Origin of the sequence: Phaeovulum sp., assembly GCF_041596715.1 — a bacterium.
Classification (GTDB): Bacteria; Pseudomonadota; Alphaproteobacteria; order Rhodobacterales; family Rhodobacteraceae; genus UBA6213.
This window is the reverse complement of record NZ_JBFHIA010000025.1, coordinates 1-19106: the sequence shown is the minus strand read 5'-3', so window position 1 is coordinate 19106 and position 19106 is coordinate 1. Positions and strand designations below refer to the sequence as shown.

The window sequence follows — 19106 nt, the reverse complement described above, 5'->3', positions numbered from 1 at the left end:
GAACAGGTGCTCAGCAAGAACCTGGACAATCGCCCCGGAGCTTGACGCAAAGGCGCTGGGCGAACGGGTTCAGCGCCGCCTCCCCCTCCCAATGGTTCCTCCCCCGCCCCGAACGTATGCGGGGGGGCGCAGCGCAGCATTTCGCTAGCGACTGGCTTCCTCACCGGGGAATCCACCTGGAATCCACCCATGAAATCTCTACAAACAAATCCTAATATTTACAGTAGCTTATAAGGACGGGAGCTTACGGCAGGGTGGATTCTTGACTAAAATTGTCGAATCCATCTAAGGAAGCCAGTTCTCGATCGGGAACGGCGGCCCAATGGACACCTACGCACTGCGAGGCGGGTTGGGTCTTCATTTCGATTTAGCTTGACGGCGCGCCTTGGATTTCCCTTGCGCGACGTCCCGCAGGGACTATCTTTACCACCATAGAACACAGGTGCAGCGAGCCGCCGCCTTGTTCTCTTCCCCTTGAGGAAAGGTTGGCTTGATGGTTTATGACATCATTCCGGATATTCATGGCCAGTTCTGGAAACTGAGCGCCCTTCTTTCCAAGCTTGGATACAGGGAATTTGCCTCGGGCTGGCGACACCCCGATCAGAGCCGGATGGTCGTGTTTCTGGGTGATTTTATAGACCGCGGGCCACAGAACGCCGAAGTCCTTCAACTGGTCCGTCGTATGTTGGATAATGGCTCAGCGCGCGCGATCATGGGCAATCATGAGCTCAATGCCCTTCATTACCACACACTCCATCCAGAAACAGGAAAGCCGTTGCGGGCGCGGTCACCCAAGAACCAAAAACAGCACATCGCCTTCCTGCGAGAGTTTGCGCCTAGCGAGCTTCACACAGTTGATGCTCTGGCATGGATGGCCTCCCTGCCCCTCTATCTCGATCTAAAGGAGTTTCGAGTGGTGCACGCCTGCTGGAACGATCGGGCTATCGAGCAACTCCGCTCATCGACGGAAAACGGAGTCTTGTCAGGGGATCAGATCGTCAACGCGGCCGATAATAGCAACAGCCTCTCCGCGGCCATCGACCTTGCGACGAAAGGACCAGAGGCCCGGTTACCACAAAATCATAGCTTCCGGGACAAGGAAGGGCACGAACGGTTTGATATTCGGGTCAAATGGTGGAATCGAGAAGCAAGAGACTGGCGCGGCCTCGCCATGTCGGTACCAAACCCCGACGAATTGCCGGATATATCTCTGCCGCCCCAGATGATTGCGGAGACCTATGCGCAGGATGCCAACCCGGTGTTCTTCGGTCATTATTGGATGAGCGGCGATATCTCTCAGCAAGCGCCCAATGCCCTTTGTCTCGATTATTCAGCAGGCACGGATGGGCCGCTGATCTCTTACCGGTTCGAAGAAGGGGACCGCAACATATTCCTTTCGCGGATAACCGACCACCTCTAGTCGCGCCCATCGTGGCGCCCTACCGACGGAGCGAATGATGCTGCTGCATTGTCCAGGGTGCCACCAAACCGTCAATGAAACGGCCGCCAATCCCGCGCAGGTCGGGTGCCCCCGTTGCGGTGTACGTTTTGACCCGATTGACGGAACGGGACGGACTTCAGTCCGATGCTCCAGATGTGGCCAAAAGCTCCTTATCCTTCAAGATGAGATCCGGTTTACTTGCCCAACGTGCAAATTGGTGAGCCACGCGAATTGACGCACGTTTGCACAACGATGGAAGCGGCCGGGCGAGATAAAATAATCTAAGGCCGTCTCCATCTGAACAAAACGATTGACAGACCTGCCCCCTTGACTCACAACGTAACCATCGAAGAATTGCGCCCAGAGGTCCACCTCGTGGGCGTTTTGTTTTTCTGAAAGCTGGCAACCTGATCTCGCGGCAGTTGGCTGTGTTGATCCCATCGCTTCCCTAAACATCGAGCCCCTTCATGAACCTTGTTTTCGCGCCGAGCGAGATCGAGACGTGGCCGATCGACAGGCTGCGCCCCTATGCGCGTAACGCCAAGGTCCACGCTTCAGACCAGGTCGCCAAGATCGCCGCCAGCATGGCGAAGTTCGGATGGACCGTGCCCTGCATGGTGGCCGACGATGGTGAGCTGATCGCGGGTCATGGCCGGGTCTTAGCCGCCAGCATGCTGGGGCTGAAGGACGTGCCGGTAATCCGGCTCAGCCACCTCGACGAGGCCGAGCGCCGGGCCTACCGCATCGCCGACAATAAGTTGACCGAGCTGGGCGAATGGGACGAGACCATGCTGCGCGACGAGATCGCGGGGTTGCTGGCGGAGGATTTCGACCTGTCACTGCTGGGCATCACTGACGAGGATCTCGACGCCCTGCTGCGCGACCCGGATCAGGTGGAAGGTTGCGCAGTCGAGGGCGAGGACGACGTTCCCGAACCGCCAGTCACGCCCGTATCAGTTCCGGGCGACATCTGGCAACTCGGATCGCACCGGCTGATCTGTGGCGACAGCACCTCCGCCGATGTGGTCGGTCGGCTTCTTGGCGATGTGAAGCCGCTCTTGATGGTGACCGATCCACCCTATGGCGTGGAATATGATCCGTCCTGGCGCAACCAAGCGGGCGCGGCCAAGACCAAACGCACCGGCAAGGTACTGAACGATGACCGTGCCGATTGGCGCGAAGCATGGGCGCTGTTCCCCGGCGACGTGGCCTATGTTTGGCATGGCGCGCTGCATGCAACGACCGTGGCTGAGAGCCTGGTGGCGGCGGGATTTGCCCTGAGGTCGCAGATCATTTGGGCAAAAGACCGCCTCGTTCTCAGCCGTGGCGACTATCACTGGCAGCATGAACCTTGCTGGTACGCGGTCAAGAAGACCGGCAAGGGCCATTGGGCAGGCGACCGCAAGCAAACCACGCTCTGGCACATCTCCGGCAGGGACCAGGATGCCGCCACCGTGCATGGCACGCAAAAGCCAGTCGAGTGCATGCGCCGCCCGATCCTGAACAACTCCAGCCCCGGGCAGGCGGTGTATGAGCCCTTCATGGGATCTGGCACCACGCTGATCGCAGCGGAAACCACGGGGCGGGTGTGCTTCGGGATCGAGTTGAACCCGGCCTATGTCGATGTGGCCATCGAGCGCTGGCAGCATTTCACCGGTGCCAATGCCGTGCTGGCGGAAAACGACGAGACATTTGACGAGAAGAAATCTAAGCGGCTGGCGGCATGAACGCGCCCCTCGTGCCCGGCCCGATCGAATACTGGCCGCCGTTCCGCTTTCACCCCTATGCCCACAACGCCAAGATCCATGACGGCGACCAAGTGGCGAAAATCGCCGCCGGCATGTCGGGGATCATCGACGATGCTTCCCTCGAAGGGCGATGAAAAAGCTGACAACAGATGTCACCGCCATCAGCACCAGTATCAACGTAGGGCGAGCGCGGCAGCCCTCTGAAATTGACGCCTGAAAGATAACGTCAGTTCTGTAGTTATATAAAGTCAAGGCAAAGTAGAGAAGTCCGACAAGCCCTGCGGCAATCCCGATCCAGCGCTTTTGGAAGATCAACGTCGACGCCACGAGCAAAATAAGAAGGACCCCGAAAGGACTTGCCGCAGCCATGTATAGGTCATCAAAAGGGGTGACGTTTTCACCAGACCAGAGCGGTCGTTCCTTGTCGCAGACCTCCGCAAGCAGCTCCGACGCCGAAGCGAGCGTTGCCAGTGCCGCCGTCACCGCCCGCCTCAGGATTCGAAACCTGCCCCACGCCATAGGCAACCTTTCTTTGGAGTGTATGCCTACCTCAAACCAATTCAGTGCCGCATGCAATGTGCATTTACCGGTTCTGCTGCTTCTTTGTTCGGGCGGCGGCGACCATGGAGCGGCGAAGGAAAAGGTTGATGATTGGGATGCGCTGATGCAGGGCGTGTTTACCGCGGCCCCGGTCACTGCGGACGCTCAACGGCTGGTCAACCTCGATCTTCTGCATCGCGACAGCGAGTGGCCGCCCTATTGGGAAGGATGGGTCGGATGGATGCGCGGCTCTGGCTGGCGGCGCTTTGGTTGGTATGTTAGGGATCAGGGCCCGGGCCTGCCAGGCTATTGGAACGGCCGCCTGGCCCCGTCGCACGAGTTCATTTTCCACTTCAACCGCGCGCCCCGCAAACCACACAAGACCGTCCCGTCCAAGCACGCGGGCGAGGTCCTCGGCGGCGGTGGGCTGCGCGGGGCCGACGGCACCGTCCATGCCAAAACCGGCACCGGCAACGCAATCCAGAGCCACCGCATTCCGGACAGCGTGTTTCGGATAATGCGCCACAAGGGCGGACTCGGTGCAGCCGGATCGCATCCAGCCGTATTTCCGGTTGCGCTGGTCGAGGCAGTGCTGACGGCGTTTTCGGATCCGGGCGACCTAATCGATGAGCCATTCTGCGACTCCGGCACCCGGATTGTCGCCGCCGAACGCGCTGGGCGGCGCTGTTTCGCGATAGAGCTGGACCACCCGGCCTATTGCGACGTGGCGGTGCGGCGGTGGGAACTGGCAACCGGAAGGGACGCCATGATCGCTATAGATTGCCTCCCGCACAGCTTGCCGCCAATTTCTGCTATTCGGGACAACGCCGACGGTCAGGTGCAAGTCAGCCGCCGTTCAAATCCAGCGAACTTCATGGCCATGTGGTAGGCTGTCATCTTCGGAATCGAATGAATGGAATCTTGACACTCAGGAGCTTGGTCTGCACTATTTCGAGGTTTTCATGGGTAATATCGCCCGTTTAGTCCTTTCAGTAAGGCGGCTGCATATGCTGCGTCGGACAATCATCGCTATTTCCTTGATACTCCTCAGTGCAAAAGTCGGCATCGCTGGTCCCAAAGAGGACTGCACTCTTGCCCTAGAGCACCTCGGTTTTTCGACAAGTAGATACAGCTTTATCGAGGCGGGCATATTCGCCAAGGAGCGCCACGTGTTCGACGATGTCATAAACTGCTACATCTCTCATGATGGGCAAATCCACAGCATCACCCGTGGCACCACGGTGCTGATGGAAGATGGTTACTATGGCCCTGAAGCACTGGCAAAGAGGAGCGAGATAGAGGAGCAGGGCCGCGCCTTGGATTCGGCGGCCTACAAAGCCTATCAGTACGCAAGTAAGCAGATCGAGCAGAATACCGAACGAGACCTAGAGGCTCTACGGCGAAGCAGCAGCCCTTTTGGTAATAATAGCGCCTCAAAAGCACCGGTGGCAGCGCCGGTCGAGCCTTCAGCCGCCGCGCCTGAGCCTGCACCTGAAGCACTACCTGAGCCAATTCCCCAGCCCGACCCCGCTTCTGGTAAAGAGAGGTGGAGCACGGCCGAGCGATTAACCATCCGCACCTGCCCTTCGACCCAATGTGGGGTGACCGGCTGGATAACGGATGGCAGCAAGGTCACGGTTTACGAAGAAAAGAGTGGCTGGTCGCGGATCGACGAACCCCATTCTGCAATGTGCATCAATGGCAACAGCGGCATGGTGGATTCTGGGAATGCTGCCTGCACGCCCGCCAATGGGATCGTTGATGGGCAGTTCGCACGTTGGGTTTCTTCGGATTATCTGGCTAACGAGAAGCCAGAAGCGCCAGAAACCGCCCAAGGCTGCGGCGATCTGGAACTAGACAATTCCGACAACTACCGGAGGTATTCCAATCAATTCTGCACGGCGGCTCTCAAGATGATCAATGATGGCACCTGTAAATCCTCAGATTTCCGTGAGTGGGCATGGTCATCCTCGCCCGCCAAGGGGCAGGACTACTACTTCACCTATTGCGGCGGGATCCAGCCTCGAAACCGATGGTATCTGAACATCCGAACGGGTGCGATTACGCACTGACGCCGGCCTCTCCGATCCGGCTTACGCCATAGGCACAGGTGACGCCGGCCTCATTTTGAGTGGAACAACGGTAGCAATTCGGTGCGCACAGGCACCGTCTCCTATGGGCTCGTTTCGTCATCAGCCGATCCGATACACCGCACCCCTGCCGTCTTCCTTGGTCGAGCCGACCACCAAGCCCAGCTTTTTCTTCAGCACTCCCGAGACCAGACCTCTGGCCGAATGAGCTTGCCACGCAGTCGCCGCAACGATCTCGGCGATGGTGGCTCCCTCCGGCCGCTGCAGCATGGCGATGATCTGCGCCTGCTTCGTCCCGGCGCGCTGGGTCGGCGGCTTGGCAGCGGGCGTCTTTGCGGCATGTTTGCGGATGGCGACAACGGTCTTGACCACCACCGGGTCGATCCCGATGGCCAGCAAGCCAGCATCCGTTACCACCAGCGTGGTACCATGCCCATCGCCCGTCTCGCGCCAAAGCGGTTCACCACGGCGCAGGTTGGCGTCGACCTCATGCAGCCAGCCGTGCTCGATCATCTTCGACACAGTCATCTTCGCCGCCGCACCCGCCAGCCCCTTGGGCAGTGGCAGGGCGATGTTGTCGGGGCGCTGTACCCCGGCGCTCAGGATGATGGTCTGGGTTTCGGTCAGCTTGGTCATGGCGTTCCCCTATTGGTCGTTGGTGGCAAGGAAGGCGATGATGCGCCACAACAGGTCGTTGTGGCCGTCGGCATCCATGCCGATGAATACATCTCCATCGTCATTGCGGTCCAGATCGGCGACCTCGCGAAACAGCGCGATGGCATCATCGCAGGCGGCGAGGCGTTCGGCCTCCCATGCGGCGGTGATCTCATGCTGCTCGATCTGGTGGCGCTGGGCGGGATCAAGCGGCATGTTCGCCCTCCTTGAAGGCGGCGTCGGTGATCTGGCGCAGCAGGCTAACGTAATGGTTCAGGGTGCCGACATCGCCCCAGTTGATAGTGTCGGGGTAGGTGTTGAAATGGTCGTCGCTCAGGGCCTTCAGCCGATCCAGCATCGCGTCGATCTCGACCTTGGCGGCGATAAAGGCGTTCAGGGCTTTGGCGTTATCGGTGGCGCGGCGGGTAGTCATGGCTTGGTCTCCGGGGCAAGTTGCATCGTTTTCTACTGCGAGTATTCAGAGCAGCTGCAGCTCAGCCAGCACTGCGCTCGCAGCGGCAAGCTGCGCGGTCGGCACTTCGATCTTTAGGTGTGAGAACAGATCCGAGGCTTCGGCCTTGATCCCTGCGTCCTTCAGTTCCGCCTCGATGCTGGCGGCGACGCTGTTCATCCGGCTGCGGTCGAAATGGTCGGGCAGCGCGGCGCTGTCGATGCGAATGGTGGTGGTGGCCATGGTCATGATCCGGTCTCCGATCCGGGGGTGATTTCCTGATCAGAGAGTCGCTCCTGGCGGCAGTGTAATCAACCGAAATAGACCATTTTTCCCGTTTATTTTCAATGTCTTGATGTCAATGCAATCGCCATGGAAGGTATGTCCGAGCGCGAGTATTCCACCCACTCTGGTCTCTCGCGTGGAGCAATCCAGAAAGCGCGCAAAGCCAGTCGGCTGGTGGTCTACAGCGACGGTTCGATCAACGCCGCAGCCTCGGATGTGCGCCGGTCCGATATGACCGATCCGGATCAGCAGCGGCGCAGCACCGGCGGCGACACTGCGTTTAGCGGCCCCGCTGACAGCTCGTCCTACCTCAAAGCCCGCACCGCGCTGACCGTCTATCAGGCGCAGGAACGTCAGTTGGCGATCCAGAAAAAGAAGGGCATGTTGGTCGATCGCGCTCGCGCGGAAACGCTGGTGTTTCGCCTAGCGCGGCAGGAACGGGATGCCTGGGTCACATGGCCCGCCCGTGTGGCAGCACTGATGGCGGCCGAAGTGGCAGCGGAGATGGAACAGCAATCAGGCAAACCGGTGCGACCGGAGCGCCCGGTGCGACCAGAGCAACCGGTGATGATCGAGGCCGCGATCCTGCAAAGGGTGCTGGAAACCCATGTCAGAGCGCAACTCGACGCCCTCGCCGAACTCCGGGTCTCGCTCGGATGACGACGGCGGTCTGACTTCCGATCTCGACCTCGGCTTTGACGGGGCCGAAGACATCCTGCGCGCCTGGCGTCGCGGCATGCGCCCAGATCCGGATCTAACGGTGTCGGAGTGGGCGGATCAGCACCGCAAACTGTCATCGCGGGCCTCGGCCGAGCCGGGCCAATACCGCACCTCGCGCACGCCGTACTTACGCGAGATCATGGATGCGCTGTCGCCGCGCCACCCGGCGCAGCGCATCAGCTTCATGAAAGCCGCACAGGTCGGCGCGACCGAGGCCGGAAACAACTGGATCGGCTTCGTGATCCATCATGCACCAGGGCCGATGCTGGCGGTGCTGCCGACGGTGGAACTGGCGAAACGCACGTCGCGCGGGCGGCTGGACCCTTTAATTGCGGACAGCCCGGCGCTGCGCGAGCGGGTAAACCCGGCCCGGTCGCGCGATGCGGGCAACTCGATGCTCTCGAAAGAATTCCCCGGCGGCATCCTGGTGCTCACCGGCGCGAACTCGGCCACCGGCCTGCGCTCGATGCCGGCGCGCTACATCTTCCTCGACGAAGTCGACGCCTATCCGGCCTCGGCCGACGAGGAAGGCGATCCGGTCACCCTGGCGGAAGCGCGCACCATCACTTTCTCGCACCGGCGCAAAGTGTTTTTGGTCTCAACCCCGACCATCCGGGGCATCAGCCGGATCGAGCGGGAATATGAGGCGTCGGACCAGCGACGCTACTTCGTGCCCTGCCCGCATTGTGGCCGCATGCAATGGCTGCAGTTTGAACGCCTGCGCTGGGACAAGGGGCAGCCCGAAACCGCGGCCTATCATTGCGAGGGTTGTGAGCAGCCCATCGCAGAGCATCACAAGACGCAGATGCTGGAGCGGGGCGAATGGCGCGCGACGGCCGTTTCCGCCGATCCACATTCGATCGGTTTCCACATCTCGGCGTTCTATTCGCCCATGGGTTGGAAAAGCTGGGCACAGATCGCGCGCGATTGGCTCGCGGCCCAAGGCTCGGAAGAGATGCTGCGCGCCGCACGCAACACCCTGCTGGGCGAAACTTGGGTCGAAAGTGGCGATGCGCCGGAATGGCAGCGCCTGGCGGAGCGCCGCGAGGAATACGCCGGCGTGCAGATCCCGGTGGGCGGGTTGTTCCTGACGGCGGGTGTCGATGTGCAGAAGGACCGCATCGAGATCGATGTTTGGGCCTGGGGGCGTGGTTTGGAGTCCTGGCTCGTCGATCATATCGTCATCCCGGGTGGCCCGGACGATCCAGCCTGCTGGGACAAGCTCACCGCTTTGTTGGGGCGCACGTGGACCTGCGCCAATGGCGCGGTGATGGTGATCGGCAAACTTGCCATCGACACCGGTTATGAAGCCCCGGCGGTCTATGCCTGGGCGCGCAAACAGGGGTTTGACCAGGTGGCCCCCATCAAGGGGCTCGGAGGCTTCAACCGTGCAACCCCGGTGTCGGGGCCGACCTTTGTCGACGCCACCATCGGCGGCAAGCGACTGCGTCGCGGCGCGCGGCTTTGGTCGGTGGCCACAGCAACGTTCAAGACCGAAACCTATCGCTTCCTGCGGTTGGAACGTCCCTCGGATGAAGAACGCGAGCTGGGCGTGCTCGACGCCCCGGGCACCGTTCATTTGCCTGACTGGATCGACACCGAATGGCTGAAACAACTGGTGGCCGAGCAACTGGTCACGGTGCGCAACAAGCGCGGCTATTCGCACCAAGAATGGCAAAAGATGCGCGAGCGCAACGAAGCCCTCGACTGCCGCGTCTATGCGCGCGCCGCGGCGTGGATCCTCGGTGCCGACCGCTGGGACGAGGCGACCTGGCGGCGGCTTGAGGCGCAGGCCGGGGTGGACACCAAACCGCAGCTGGCCACCCCGTCCGAGCCGCAAGCACCTGCCGCGCCAAAGGCCGGAACACCGAGCACACCACGGCGCAAACGCCGGGCCTATACGCCGAACTTCATGAGGGACTGAGATGGATCTGGAACGGATGCGCGCGCTCTTGGCCGCGCTACAGGAGGCACGCTACGCGGGCGTCCGCTCGCTCAGCTATGACGGCAAGAGCATCGCCTATGGCTCGGATGCCGAACTGGCGAACGCCATAAGCGATCTGGAGACCCGGATTGCTACCGCCACCACCGGCGCCCCGCGTCGTCGGCGCTGGGGCACTGTCGCCTCGAAGGGCCTGTGATCCATGGCGTTTGAAGCGTTCCGTCAGCGCATCGGCAGCATCATCGGCGGGTTTGATGCTGCACAGGCTCATCGTCGCCTGCGCGGGTTCCGGGCGAGCCGCGCGCATGTGAACACGCTGATTGCAGCCTCGGGCGACACCATCACCGCCCGCGCCCGCTGGCTGGTCCGGAACAACGGCTATGCGGCCAACGCGGTTGAGTCCTTTGCCAGCAATGTCGTTGGCGATGGCATCAAGCCCTCGTCGTCGATTGCCGACGCCGCAAAGAAAGAACAGCTGCAGGCGCTATGGCTTGCTTGGACGGACGACGCTGATGCCGAAGGGCTCACGGACTTCTACGGACTGCAGCGCCGGGCCGCCCGCGAGGTGTTTCTTTCGGGCGAGGTGTTCATCCGCATCCGGCCGCGCCGGGCCGAAGACGGCCTGACCGTGCCGCTGCAATTGCAGATGTTACCGTCCGAGATGCTACCGCTCGACATGAACAGCACCCTGCCCGGTGCTGGGCTGATCCGGCAAGGCATCGAGTTCGATCCGATCGGCCGCCGTGTCGCCTATCACTTCCTGCGCCGCCACCCCGGTGATCTGACTGACCCAGGATTGTCAGGCGAAACTGTCCGCGTCCCGGCCGCAGATGTCATCCACGTCCTTGATCCCGTCGAGGCTGGGCAGCTGCGCGGCGTGTCGCGCTTTGCCGCCGCGATCGTTAAGCTCTTCACCCTCGATCTCTACGACGACGCCGAACTCGAGCGCAAAAAGATCGCGGCGATGTTCGCGATGTTCATCACCTCCCCCGCCCCGGAAACCCCGCTGGAACCGACCGAGGAGGATCTTGAGGTGGAGCCCGGCCAGGTGGTGCGGCTCGATCCCGGTGAGGATGTCTCGACCCCGGCCACGCCGGACTCGGGCGGCACCTATGAGCCGTTCCAGTACCGCACCCTGCTGCAGATCGGCGCGGCGCTAGGCATCCCCTATGGGTATCTCAGCGGCGACACCGCCAAGGGCAACTTCTCCAACACCCGCATAGCGCTGATCGAATTCCGCCGCCGGATCTCCGCCTGGCAGCACGGCGTGCTCGTCTATCAGCTGTGTCGCGCGGTCTGGTCCCGCTGGATGGATACCGCCGTGCTCTCGGGCGCGCTGGACCTGCCCGGCTATGACAACCAACGCCGCCAATATCAGGCCTGTAACTGGCTGCCGACCAAATGGGACTGGGTTGACCCGATGAAGGACGCGTCGGCGGAAATCCTGCAAATCGAGGCGGGCCTCAAATCCCGCACCCAGGCGATCTCTGAGCGGGGCTACGACGCCGAACAGGTTGATCGCGAGATCGCCGCCGAACGCAAACGCGAATTGGCGCTGGGCCTCGACTTCCGTCGCCCGGGATCGCCGGCGCAGGCACCGGGCGCTGCCAATGAAAATGGCAATGGCGGCGCCGACCAATCCGGCGACACCGACCCCGCCGACGGCGACGAGGCGGACGACAGCGCCGACGCAAAACCAGCCCGCAAGGATGAACCGTGATGCACCACGCCCAGATCGCCCAGCGCGCCTTTAACACGCCGCTGATGGTGGACCCGGCTAAGGCACTGGCGTTCCTTGCTGGCTTGGGGCCACGGATCACCGGCCAGGAGATAACCTTCCAGGGGTTGGAGGTGGATGCTCCGGATCAAGCCGCGGCCGCCCTGCCCGCCCGCGCATCACTCTTTGGGAATGAGATCGCGCAGCGCCATCAGCAAGGCGGCGGGCGGCCTTTTGCAATCATCGACGGCATCGCGGTGATCGAGATCGCGGGCACGCTGGTGCATCGCGGTGCCTGGATCGGGCAATCCTCGGGAGTGACCTCCTACGAGGGGATTGCGGCCCAGATCGACGCGGCGCTCGCCGACCCCGCCGTGCGCGGCATCGCGCTCGATATCGACAGCTTCGGCGGCGAGGTCGCTGGCGCCTTCGATCTGGCGGATCGCATCCGAGCCGCACGTGCGCAAAAGCCGGTGCAGGCCTTCGTGGCAGAGCACGCGCTCTCGGCCGCTTACGCCCTCGCCTCCCAGGCCGACCGGATCATTCTGCCTCGCACCGGTGCTGTTGGCAGCATCGGCGTGGTGGCATTGCACACCGACATGAGCGGCGCGCTCGACCAAAAGGGCATCGCGGTAACGTTGATCCACGCCGGGGTGCGCAAGATCGATGCCAACCCCTACCAGCCATTGCCCGAAGTGGTGCGCACCCGAATGCAGGCCGAGCTTGAGGATCTGCGCCTGCTTTTTGCCCAAACCGTCGCCGATGGCCGTGGCGACCGCGTCGATGTGGCGCGCGCGCTCGGGACTGAAGCGGCGGTGTTCCGCGGTGAAGCTGCGATCTACGCGGGTCTCGCCGATGACCTCGCCAATCCCGTCACCGCATTCCGCGCCTTTGCCGCCGACCCACGCGGCGCCTCTTCCTCCAGCAGAAAGGGTCCTCAGATGACCAGCACAGCCCCTACCCCCACCCCGGTTGCCGTAGCGCTCGAGCCTGCGGTCGCACCCATCGCGATCGAACCGCCCAGCGCTGCAGCACCCACGCCCGCGCCGGCCGCCGCCGCAATGGACGCCGACGCCGTCCGTGCCGAGGCGGCCGAGGTAGCACAGGTCTGCGCGCAAGCGGCCCGGCTCGGTGTGACCATCGATGCTGCAGACGCCGTAACACGCGGCCTCAAACCCGAGGCTCTTCGTTCGCGCGTGCTAACCGACCTTGCCGCGCGCAGCGATGCCGCGGGCATCATTGCCACCGCCCCAGCCGCCGCTGCCCCCAAGATCAGCCCGATCATCGCCGCTGCGAAAAAGTCGGCGGCTGACGCGAAGCGCTGATCGCCAATTCCCGCCCCATCATCCCGGAGACTGAACCATGCCCGTCCTGACCGAGCCGCCCAGCATGGGCGATGTCCTCAAGTATGAGGTCAACCCGAACTACACCCGCGAGGTGATCACCTTGTTGCAAGGCATGCCCTACCCGGTCGGATCCGTGCTGGGGCGCATTACCACCAACGGCAAATACAAGCTCGCAACCAGCGGTGGCTCGGACGGCGCGCAGACCGCCAGTGCGGTCCTGCTCTATGCTGTCGACGCCACCTTGGCCGACGCGATCGGCATCGTGCTGGTGCGCGGCCCCGCGATCGTCTCACGCGCGGAGCTTGCCTATGACGGCAGTGTCGATGACGCGACCAAGATCACTGCCAAGCTCGACCAACTCACCGCCCTCGGCATCATCCCGCGCGACGGCGTCTGACGCGGCACCGCGCGCGCCGCCTTCCCTCTTTCCCCCCGGAGACCCCCATGACCCTGATCCGCAACCCGTTTGACGCGGGCGGTTATTCATTGGCCGAGATGACGCAGGCGATCAACATCCTGCCCAACCTCTACACCCGCCTCGGCCAGATTGGCCTCTTTCGCTTTGAAGGCGTCACCCAGCGCTCGGTGATCATCGAGCAATACGAGGGCGTGCTGAACCTGCTGCCCTCGGTACCGCTGGGCGGTCCTGCCACCGTCGGCACTCGGGAGGGCCGCTCGATGCGCTCTTTCGCCCTGCCCTGGATCCCGCATGATGATGTCATCCTGCCCAATGACATTCAGGGCCAGCCCGCGCTGGGTGTGTTCGATGGTGCCGATCCGCTGGTCGAGGTGATGAACCGCAAACTGCAGTTGATGCGCCGCAAGCACGCCCAGACCCGCGAATACATGGAGATGAATGCGCTGCGCGGTATCGTGAAGGATGGCGCGGGCACTACGCTCTACAACTACTTCACCGAATTTGGCCTCGCGCAAATCTCGGTCGACTTCGTTCTCGGTACCGCCGGCACCAACGTGCAGGGCAAAGTCCGTGAGGTGCTGCGCGCGATGGAGGACAACCTTCTGGGCGAAAGCATGACGGACGTGCATGCGCTCGTCAGCCGCGAGTTCTTTGACAAGCTAATCGCGCATCCCAAGACCGAAGAAGCATACAAGTTCTATGCCGCGACCGGTGCCCAGCCCCTGCGCCAGGATGTGCGGCGCAACTTCCCCTTCGCGGGCATCGTGTTCGAGGAATATAACGGTAGTGCCACGCTGTCGGGCGGCACCTCGGAGCGGTTTATTCCGGCCAGTGAAGGCATCGCATTCCCATTGGGCACCATGGACACCTTCACCACCTATGGCGGCCCGGCCAATCTGCTGGAGGCCGCCAACACTCTTGGTCTGCCGCTTTATGCGCGCCAGCATCTCGATGAAAAGGGCCGCTGGATTGATCTGATGACCGAGGCTTCGATCCTGCCGGTCAACAAGCGCCCGCGCATCGCGATCCGGCTGCACACCTCGAACTGACCCAGCATGACCATCTTTGCCGCCGCCGTGGACCGCATCTATGCCAACCCGTCCATGGCGGCGACTGCTGTCTGGATCTCGGCCACCACCTCGGAGGAACGCCCCATTCGGGTCATCCGTCGCGCTCCCGATCGCATCACCGAGTTCGGGGCAGGACGTTTCGTCAGTGACACAACGATGGTGGATGTGCGCCTGTCGGACCTGCCGGAACCACGCCCCGGTGACCTGGTCATCATAGGCGCCGACAGCTTCACCATTCAGGGCGAGCCAATGCGGGATCGCGAGCGTCTGATCTGGACGCTGGATCTGCGCCCCTCATGAAGCTGAAGATCGACATCGATCCTGATCTCGTTGCACTGATGGCCACCTAGGTGCCAGCGTGATCAGCTATTTGAACCGCTTCATAGCACTCTGGAACGACTCCGAGAGGCTGTTCCATGCCTGCTCGAAGCCTTTGCGCATATCATCCCAAGCGGCGTCCGATGCCTGCTGCGCCTCTTTCATCTTCGCCTCGGCCTCATCGCGCTGCTTGCGCATTTCGGCAAGCTGCTTCTCGTATTCGATCTTCGCATCGGCCTGCGCTTCTTTGGCATTGGCCTGCATCTTGTCGATCTCTGCGTTCCACTTGTCGATATTCGCCTTGGCCTTCTCCACATATGCCTCACGATCAATCATCGTTTTCCTCCCGGTTCTGAAGTTGAAATGAATGTTCATAGTAACCTGAAAAGGAGGTCTTTGGAAATTTGAGGCTAAAACTCGACATCGACCCGGACATCGTCGTGATGATGGCGGAAGAGGTGGCAGTCGGTGAACGCGCGGTCACGGCCGCCATGCGTGAGGCCGGAACCGGTCTGAAATCCGCCTGGCGGCTACAGATCACCGGCGCGGGGCTGGGCACCCGGCTTGCCAACTCGATCCGTCTCGCCAGCTTCCCGAAATCCGGGGAAAGCCTTAACGCCGCTGCGCTGGTCTGGTCCAAGGCGCCAGTGATCGTCGGCGCACATAATGCCGGCCCGCTTATCCGCTCGAAAAACGGCTTCTGGCTGGTTATCCCTACCCCAGCGGCGGGCAAATCCACGCGCGGAGGCCGGATCACCCCCGGTGAATGGGAACGTCGCACTGGTTTGAGGTTGCGGTTCGTTTACCGTCGCCGGGGTCCAAGCTTATTGGTCGCCGAGGGCCGGTTGAACTCCAAGGGCCGTGCGGTGGCGTCCCGTTTAAAGACCGGACGTGGGGCGACGACGGTGCCGATCTTCCTGCTGGTGCCGCAGGTGAAACTGCGCAAACGGTTGGATCTGACGCGGGATGCTGAGCGCGCGGTAGATGGGGTGCCGGGGCTGATTGCGGCCAAATGGGTGGAAGTCAGAATCCGCTAGCCGTGACCTAGCTCCTTGTGTGATCCAAGTATGTAGGCAAGCCAGTTGCCTTGACCTTGATGGCGCAGATGTGCTCTGAAACCATCATCAATCTTAACAGAGTATGCGCCCTTCCCATCTTTTGGCCACGGCTTGAAATTGAGTCCACGCAGTGTTCTGTCAACAAGAAGCTTGGATTTTGTGCCATTCCATTTCGATACAAGGTTCCGATATTTTCCTGATAGTCGCTTCTGAATTTCATCGCTCTCGGCTATCGATGCAACAGGAGGAAGGACCAAAGCCGGATCAAGCCAGTTAGAGATTTTGGCCGGATAGACGACATATTGAGGACACAACGATGGGCGCAGAAGATCTTTCGGCGATGCATCGACCCAGTGAGCAATGTCAAGCCTAGGCAATGATCCCGGCGGCCTGAGTTCCAACGTGTTAGAAAGCCATTCTCCATTCAGTTCGAGCCGTCTTTCAGTGAACCTGGCGTAAGCCTCAGGCTGCAAGCACATGAAATCGTACGCAAACTCTCGCAGTCCAGCTGAAGGTGTTTTGGCCCATTCATAAGCCGCCTTGTTCGCCATCGCTTCTTCGACGAACTGAGTTCTCCTACCACGCAAAGCTCTTCGAAGCGGAATGTAAAGGTTCCTCTTCACAACTGCTTCAAGCATTAGGGTTTGCAGGTCGCATCGGTAGTGAAAGAATTCATGGGCGAGCAGGAATTGATGAGCAAGTCGCCGCGGATCTCGATATCCGGGGTAGTCGGCGGCGATTTCTCCAGCCAAATATATGAGGCCAGATTTGAGATAGAATATGCCCCACCTACCGGGGAAAGGTAGCTGATTAACGAACCGACGGGACTTGTAAAACGCAAGAGCGTCAAAGCCGCGCCTCCTTATCCCACCTTCAACTAACTCCCTCTCATCTGGCGGCACGTCAACGGGAGGAAATCTTCCACCTAGGAGGGTGTCTATTGTGCGCTCCCCAATCAGCTCATCGCTAAGGGGAAAAAGTGAAGACTCGCCAAGTTCAGGCGGACGATCCAGAACGTCATAGTCGTCTTCATCGAATGGAAAACCAGGCCAGTCAGGAACGTTCTCAATTCCTGCATCGGCTATTTCAGACAATACCTGATCAAAAAGGCGGTCCACTGCGTTAGGCATGCTGTCGCTCCACTTGTTAATAATAGTCTATCGCGCAGTTTAACTAAGGAAAGAGCCTATTTATGCCCACACCCCGCGAAACCATCCTCACCGCGCTGCATGCGCGGCTCACGGTCTTGCCCGCCACAGCCCTGCGCGGTGAGGTCTTGCCCGAGCGCGTGCCTAACGCTGGCCTCACGATCCTGCGCGACGGCGATCCGGGGGAACCGGAAGTCACGCTCTCGCCCTTGCGCTACCACTACCAACACCGCGCCGAGATCGAGGCTGTCGTACAAGGCGCTGACCGTGATGCCTCCTTCGACACCCTCTGCGCCAGTATCGGGGCGGCAATTGCCGCCGACCGCACGCTAAGCGGTCTCTGCGACTGGGTCGAAGCGGAAGCGCCGCGCCCGGTCGATCTGCCTGTTGAAGGAGCGGCCGGCTTGAAGGCAGCGGTGATCGTCGTTGTGCTGCATTACTCGACAGCAGGTCCGCTTGAATGAACGGCAATCAGCAGGTGCCGTAATAGCCCCTCGAAAACGAGCAGTACTCGTTTGCAGTGCCTGAACGGATCATCTCGGCGGCAATATCGCGACCATCAGCCAAAAAGCACTGCCCGACTAAGCGCCCGTATCGGTCAATGTCTCGAACTACGCAACGCAATGACTTTCCCGAAATCAACTGACGCAACATTGCCGTCGCGTCCGAGCCGCCGGGCATATTCCACTCGGGCGCATCGAGCCCCCAAACACGGATCCGCCGCGACTGGCCACTGAGGGTGAAGGTGTCGCCGTCAAGGATCTTGCTGACACGAGCTTCAAGCTGGTCGAAATACTGGGTCTCGGCAAACAGACGCGGCGAGCCGATTACCAAGAAAATCAGGGCAAGGATGACCAGGCCCAGGCGATGGCGCGGGAGCTGAGACAAAGTCTGGCGGCCGAAAGCAATCATGCACTCAGGATGACCCAAGGCGCGGTCGGGTTCAAGCTGCCCGCCGCCGTTTCTTGGGCGGCAAAACAAGGAGACACCCATGGCACGTGCGCAAGGCGCGCGGGCGCAGATGGCGCTGGCGTTCGAGACGGTTTACGGCACCCCGCCAGTCGGCGGCTTCACGCGGATGCCCTTCGCCAGCACCACGCTTGGCGCCGAGCAACCGCTCCTGGGCAATGAGCTCTTGGGCTTTGGTCGTGATCCGCTGGCACCGATCAAGGACGCGGTGGCGGTTGATGGCGATGTGGTGGTGCCGATCGACGCGCAAGGTTTTGGCATCTGGCTGAAGGCGGCGTTCGGGGCACCGACCACCACCGGCATTGGTCCCTACACCCACGAGTTCCGCTCGGGCGGCTGGAGCTTGCCGTCGATGTCGATCGAGACAGCAATGCCCGAGGTGCCGCGCTATGCGATGTATTCGGGCTGCATGCTGGATCAGCTCTCGTGGCAGGTGCAACGCTCGGGGCTTTTGACCGCAACCGCCAAGCTCGTCGCACAGGGCGAGACGGTGGGCACCTTAACGAGCGCGGGCACGCCAACGGATCTCGCGCTGCAGCGGTTCGGGCACTTCAACGGCGCGGTCAGCCGCGATGGTGCGACGCTGGGCAACCTCGCTTCGGCGGAGATCACCTATGCCAACAATCTCGATCGGATCGAAACCATCCGCGCCGATGGCAAGATCGAAGGCGCGGACCCGTCGATTGCCGCCCTCACCGGCCGGATCGAAGTGCGCTTTGCCGATAGCACCCTCGTGAGCCAGGCGCTGAACGGCGATCCTTGCGAGATCAGTTTTGCCTATGCGCTGCCTTCGGGCGAAAGCCTCACGCTCACCGCGCACGCCGTCTATTTGCCGCGGCCGCGGCTCGAGATTGCCGGGCCGCAGGGCGTGCAGGCGCGGTTTGAGTGGCAGGCCGCGCGCGACGCCACGCTCGGGCGCATGTGCACCGTCACCCTTGTCAATTCTGTGGAGGCCTACTGATGCTGCGACTGAACCTCTCCCGCGAACCAGATTGGCTCGATCTTGCCCCCGGGCTGCGATTGCTTCTGGCACCGATGAGCACCGCGCTAATGATGGCGGCACGCGCCGACCCGGCGGTGCAGGACCTGCCCGAAGATGCCAGCAACGACGCGCGCGGCATGGTCTTTGCCCGCGCGCTTGCCCGTCGCGCACTGCTCGACTGGGAGGGTGTGGGTGACGCCGCGGGCAAG

Annotated in this window: 23 protein-coding genes and 1 pseudogene; 17 read left to right on the top strand and 7 right to left on the bottom strand. The window is 61.7% G+C overall.

The window, feature by feature from the left end; all coding sequences use genetic code 11:
• The first annotated feature begins 493 nt into the window (after nucleotides 1-493).
• The 5 genes from ABY403_RS03210 to ABY403_RS03190 all read left to right on the top strand — a co-directional run bounded on the left by ABY403_RS03210 (nucleotide 494) and on the right by ABY403_RS03190 (nucleotide 5801).
• Nucleotides 494-1420 carry a metallophosphoesterase gene (locus tag ABY403_RS03210; RefSeq protein ID WP_372838733.1) on the top strand — a complete coding sequence of 309 codons (927 nt, stop codon included), beginning with the start codon at nucleotides 494-496 and terminating at the stop codon, nucleotides 1418-1420.
• Between the two features lie 488 nt (nucleotides 1421-1908).
• A complete protein-coding gene (locus tag ABY403_RS03205) occupies nucleotides 1909-3168 on the top strand; it encodes a site-specific DNA-methyltransferase (protein WP_372838731.1) in 1260 nt (419 codons plus the stop codon).
• Nucleotides 3165-3323 carry a hypothetical protein gene (locus ABY403_RS03200; RefSeq protein WP_372838728.1) on the top strand — a complete coding sequence of 53 codons (159 nt, stop codon included), beginning with the start codon at nucleotides 3165-3167 and terminating at the stop codon, nucleotides 3321-3323. The genes ABY403_RS03205 and ABY403_RS03200 overlap by 4 nt, the downstream gene beginning before the upstream one ends.
• A gap of 287 nt (nucleotides 3324-3610) precedes the next feature.
• A complete protein-coding gene (locus ABY403_RS03195) occupies nucleotides 3611-4618 on the top strand; it encodes a site-specific DNA-methyltransferase (protein ID WP_372838725.1) in 1008 nt (335 codons plus the stop codon).
• Between the two features lie 73 nt (nucleotides 4619-4691).
• Nucleotides 4692-5801: an SH3 domain-containing protein gene (locus tag ABY403_RS03190; RefSeq protein WP_372838722.1), complete on the top strand. Its 1110-nt coding sequence runs from the start codon at nucleotides 4692-4694 to the stop codon at nucleotides 5799-5801.
• Between the two features lie 120 nt (nucleotides 5802-5921).
• Here ABY403_RS03190 and ABY403_RS03185 read toward each other — a convergent pair whose 3' ends face one another.
• Genes ABY403_RS03185 through ABY403_RS03170 form a run of 4 tightly spaced genes read right to left on the bottom strand, consistent with a single transcriptional unit; the run spans nucleotide 5922 to nucleotide 7173 of the window.
• Nucleotides 5922-6455 carry a DUF3489 domain-containing protein gene (locus tag ABY403_RS03185; protein ID WP_372838719.1) on the bottom strand — a complete coding sequence of 178 codons (534 nt, stop codon included), beginning with the start codon at nucleotides 6453-6455 and terminating at the stop codon, nucleotides 5922-5924.
• A 9-nt stretch (nucleotides 6456-6464) separates the two neighbouring features.
• The gene (locus tag ABY403_RS03180) at nucleotides 6465-6689 is read right to left on the bottom strand and encodes a hypothetical protein (protein ID WP_372838716.1); all 225 of its coding nucleotides are present in this window, start codon (nucleotides 6687-6689) and stop codon (nucleotides 6465-6467) included.
• Entirely contained in the window at nucleotides 6679-6906 is a 228-nt protein-coding gene (locus ABY403_RS03175) for a hypothetical protein (protein ID WP_372838714.1), read from the bottom strand. Before ABY403_RS03175 ends, ABY403_RS03180 begins: the two co-directional genes overlap by 11 nt.
• Before the next feature lie 45 nt (nucleotides 6907-6951).
• A complete protein-coding gene (locus tag ABY403_RS03170; RefSeq protein WP_372838711.1) occupies nucleotides 6952-7173 on the bottom strand; it encodes a hypothetical protein in 222 nt (73 codons plus the stop codon).
• 123 nt (nucleotides 7174-7296) lie between these two features.
• Here ABY403_RS03170 and ABY403_RS03165 point away from each other — a divergent pair, with 123 nt between their 5' ends.
• Genes ABY403_RS03165 through ABY403_RS03130 form a run of 8 tightly spaced genes read left to right on the top strand, consistent with a single transcriptional unit; the run spans nucleotide 7297 to nucleotide 14722 of the window.
• The gene (locus ABY403_RS03165; protein WP_372838708.1) at nucleotides 7297-7869 is read left to right on the top strand and encodes a hypothetical protein; all 573 of its coding nucleotides are present in this window, start codon (nucleotides 7297-7299) and stop codon (nucleotides 7867-7869) included.
• The gene (locus ABY403_RS03160) at nucleotides 7817-9853 is read left to right on the top strand and encodes a phage terminase large subunit family protein (protein WP_372838706.1); all 2037 of its coding nucleotides are present in this window, start codon (nucleotides 7817-7819) and stop codon (nucleotides 9851-9853) included. Before ABY403_RS03165 ends, ABY403_RS03160 begins: the two co-directional genes overlap by 53 nt.
• Before the next feature lies 1 nt (nucleotide 9854).
• Nucleotides 9855-10070 (top strand): phage head-tail joining protein, encoded by a 216-nt coding sequence (locus tag ABY403_RS03155; protein ID WP_372838703.1) that lies wholly within the window; start codon nucleotides 9855-9857, stop codon nucleotides 10068-10070.
• A gap of 3 nt (nucleotides 10071-10073) precedes the next feature.
• A complete protein-coding gene (locus ABY403_RS03150; RefSeq protein ID WP_372838700.1) occupies nucleotides 10074-11591 on the top strand; it encodes a phage portal protein in 1518 nt (505 codons plus the stop codon).
• Nucleotides 11591-12913: a S49 family peptidase gene (locus ABY403_RS03145; RefSeq protein ID WP_372838698.1), complete on the top strand. Its 1323-nt coding sequence runs from the start codon at nucleotides 11591-11593 to the stop codon at nucleotides 12911-12913. The genes ABY403_RS03150 and ABY403_RS03145 overlap by 1 nt, the downstream gene beginning before the upstream one ends.
• Before the next feature lie 37 nt (nucleotides 12914-12950).
• On the top strand, nucleotides 12951-13331 hold the full coding sequence (locus ABY403_RS03140) for a head decoration protein (RefSeq protein ID WP_372838695.1): 381 nt from the start codon (nucleotides 12951-12953) through the stop codon (nucleotides 13329-13331).
• Between the two features lie 47 nt (nucleotides 13332-13378).
• The gene (locus tag ABY403_RS03135; RefSeq protein WP_372838692.1) at nucleotides 13379-14401 is read left to right on the top strand and encodes a major capsid protein; all 1023 of its coding nucleotides are present in this window, start codon (nucleotides 13379-13381) and stop codon (nucleotides 14399-14401) included.
• Nucleotides 14402-14407: 6 nt separating this feature from the next.
• Nucleotides 14408-14722, top strand: coding sequence for a hypothetical protein (locus ABY403_RS03130; RefSeq protein WP_372838689.1), 315 nt, complete (start codon nucleotides 14408-14410; stop codon nucleotides 14720-14722).
• Nucleotides 14723-14788: 66 nt separating this feature from the next.
• On the opposite strand, the gene ABY403_RS03125 is transcribed toward ABY403_RS03130, so the two are convergent.
• Nucleotides 14789-15076: a hypothetical protein gene (locus tag ABY403_RS03125; RefSeq protein ID WP_372838686.1), complete on the bottom strand. Its 288-nt coding sequence runs from the start codon at nucleotides 15074-15076 to the stop codon at nucleotides 14789-14791.
• Between the two features lie 68 nt (nucleotides 15077-15144).
• On the opposite strand from ABY403_RS03125, the gene ABY403_RS03120 reads away from it, so the two are divergent.
• Nucleotides 15145-15777: a DUF6441 family protein gene (locus ABY403_RS03120; RefSeq protein WP_372838684.1), complete on the top strand. Its 633-nt coding sequence runs from the start codon at nucleotides 15145-15147 to the stop codon at nucleotides 15775-15777.
• On the opposite strand, the gene ABY403_RS03115 is transcribed toward ABY403_RS03120, so the two are convergent.
• On the bottom strand, nucleotides 15774-16928 hold the full coding sequence (locus ABY403_RS03115) for a hypothetical protein (protein ID WP_372838681.1): 1155 nt from the start codon (nucleotides 16926-16928) through the stop codon (nucleotides 15774-15776). The two genes, ABY403_RS03120 and ABY403_RS03115, sit on opposite strands and share 4 nt — an antisense overlap.
• A 62-nt stretch (nucleotides 16929-16990) precedes the next feature.
• Here ABY403_RS03115 and ABY403_RS03110 point away from each other — a divergent pair, with 62 nt between their 5' ends.
• Complete coding sequence (locus tag ABY403_RS03110) at nucleotides 16991-17410, top strand: acyl-CoA transferase (protein WP_372838678.1); 420 nt, start codon at nucleotides 16991-16993, stop codon at nucleotides 17408-17410.
• 7 nt (nucleotides 17411-17417) lie between these two features.
• On the opposite strand, the gene ABY403_RS03105 is transcribed toward ABY403_RS03110, so the two are convergent.
• Entirely contained in the window at nucleotides 17418-17939 is a 522-nt protein-coding gene (locus ABY403_RS03105; RefSeq protein ID WP_372838675.1) for a thermonuclease family protein, read from the bottom strand.
• Between ABY403_RS03105 and ABY403_RS03100 the strand changes: the two genes are divergently transcribed.
• On the top strand, nucleotides 17938-18876 hold the full coding sequence (locus ABY403_RS03100; protein ID WP_372838672.1) for a phage tail tube protein: 939 nt from the start codon (nucleotides 17938-17940) through the stop codon (nucleotides 18874-18876). The genes ABY403_RS03105 and ABY403_RS03100 overlap by 2 nt on opposite strands.
• A pseudogene (locus ABY403_RS03095) lies at nucleotides 18876-19106 on the top strand (hypothetical protein); the annotation flags it as partial. The gene ABY403_RS03100 and the pseudogene ABY403_RS03095, both read left to right, overlap by 1 nt.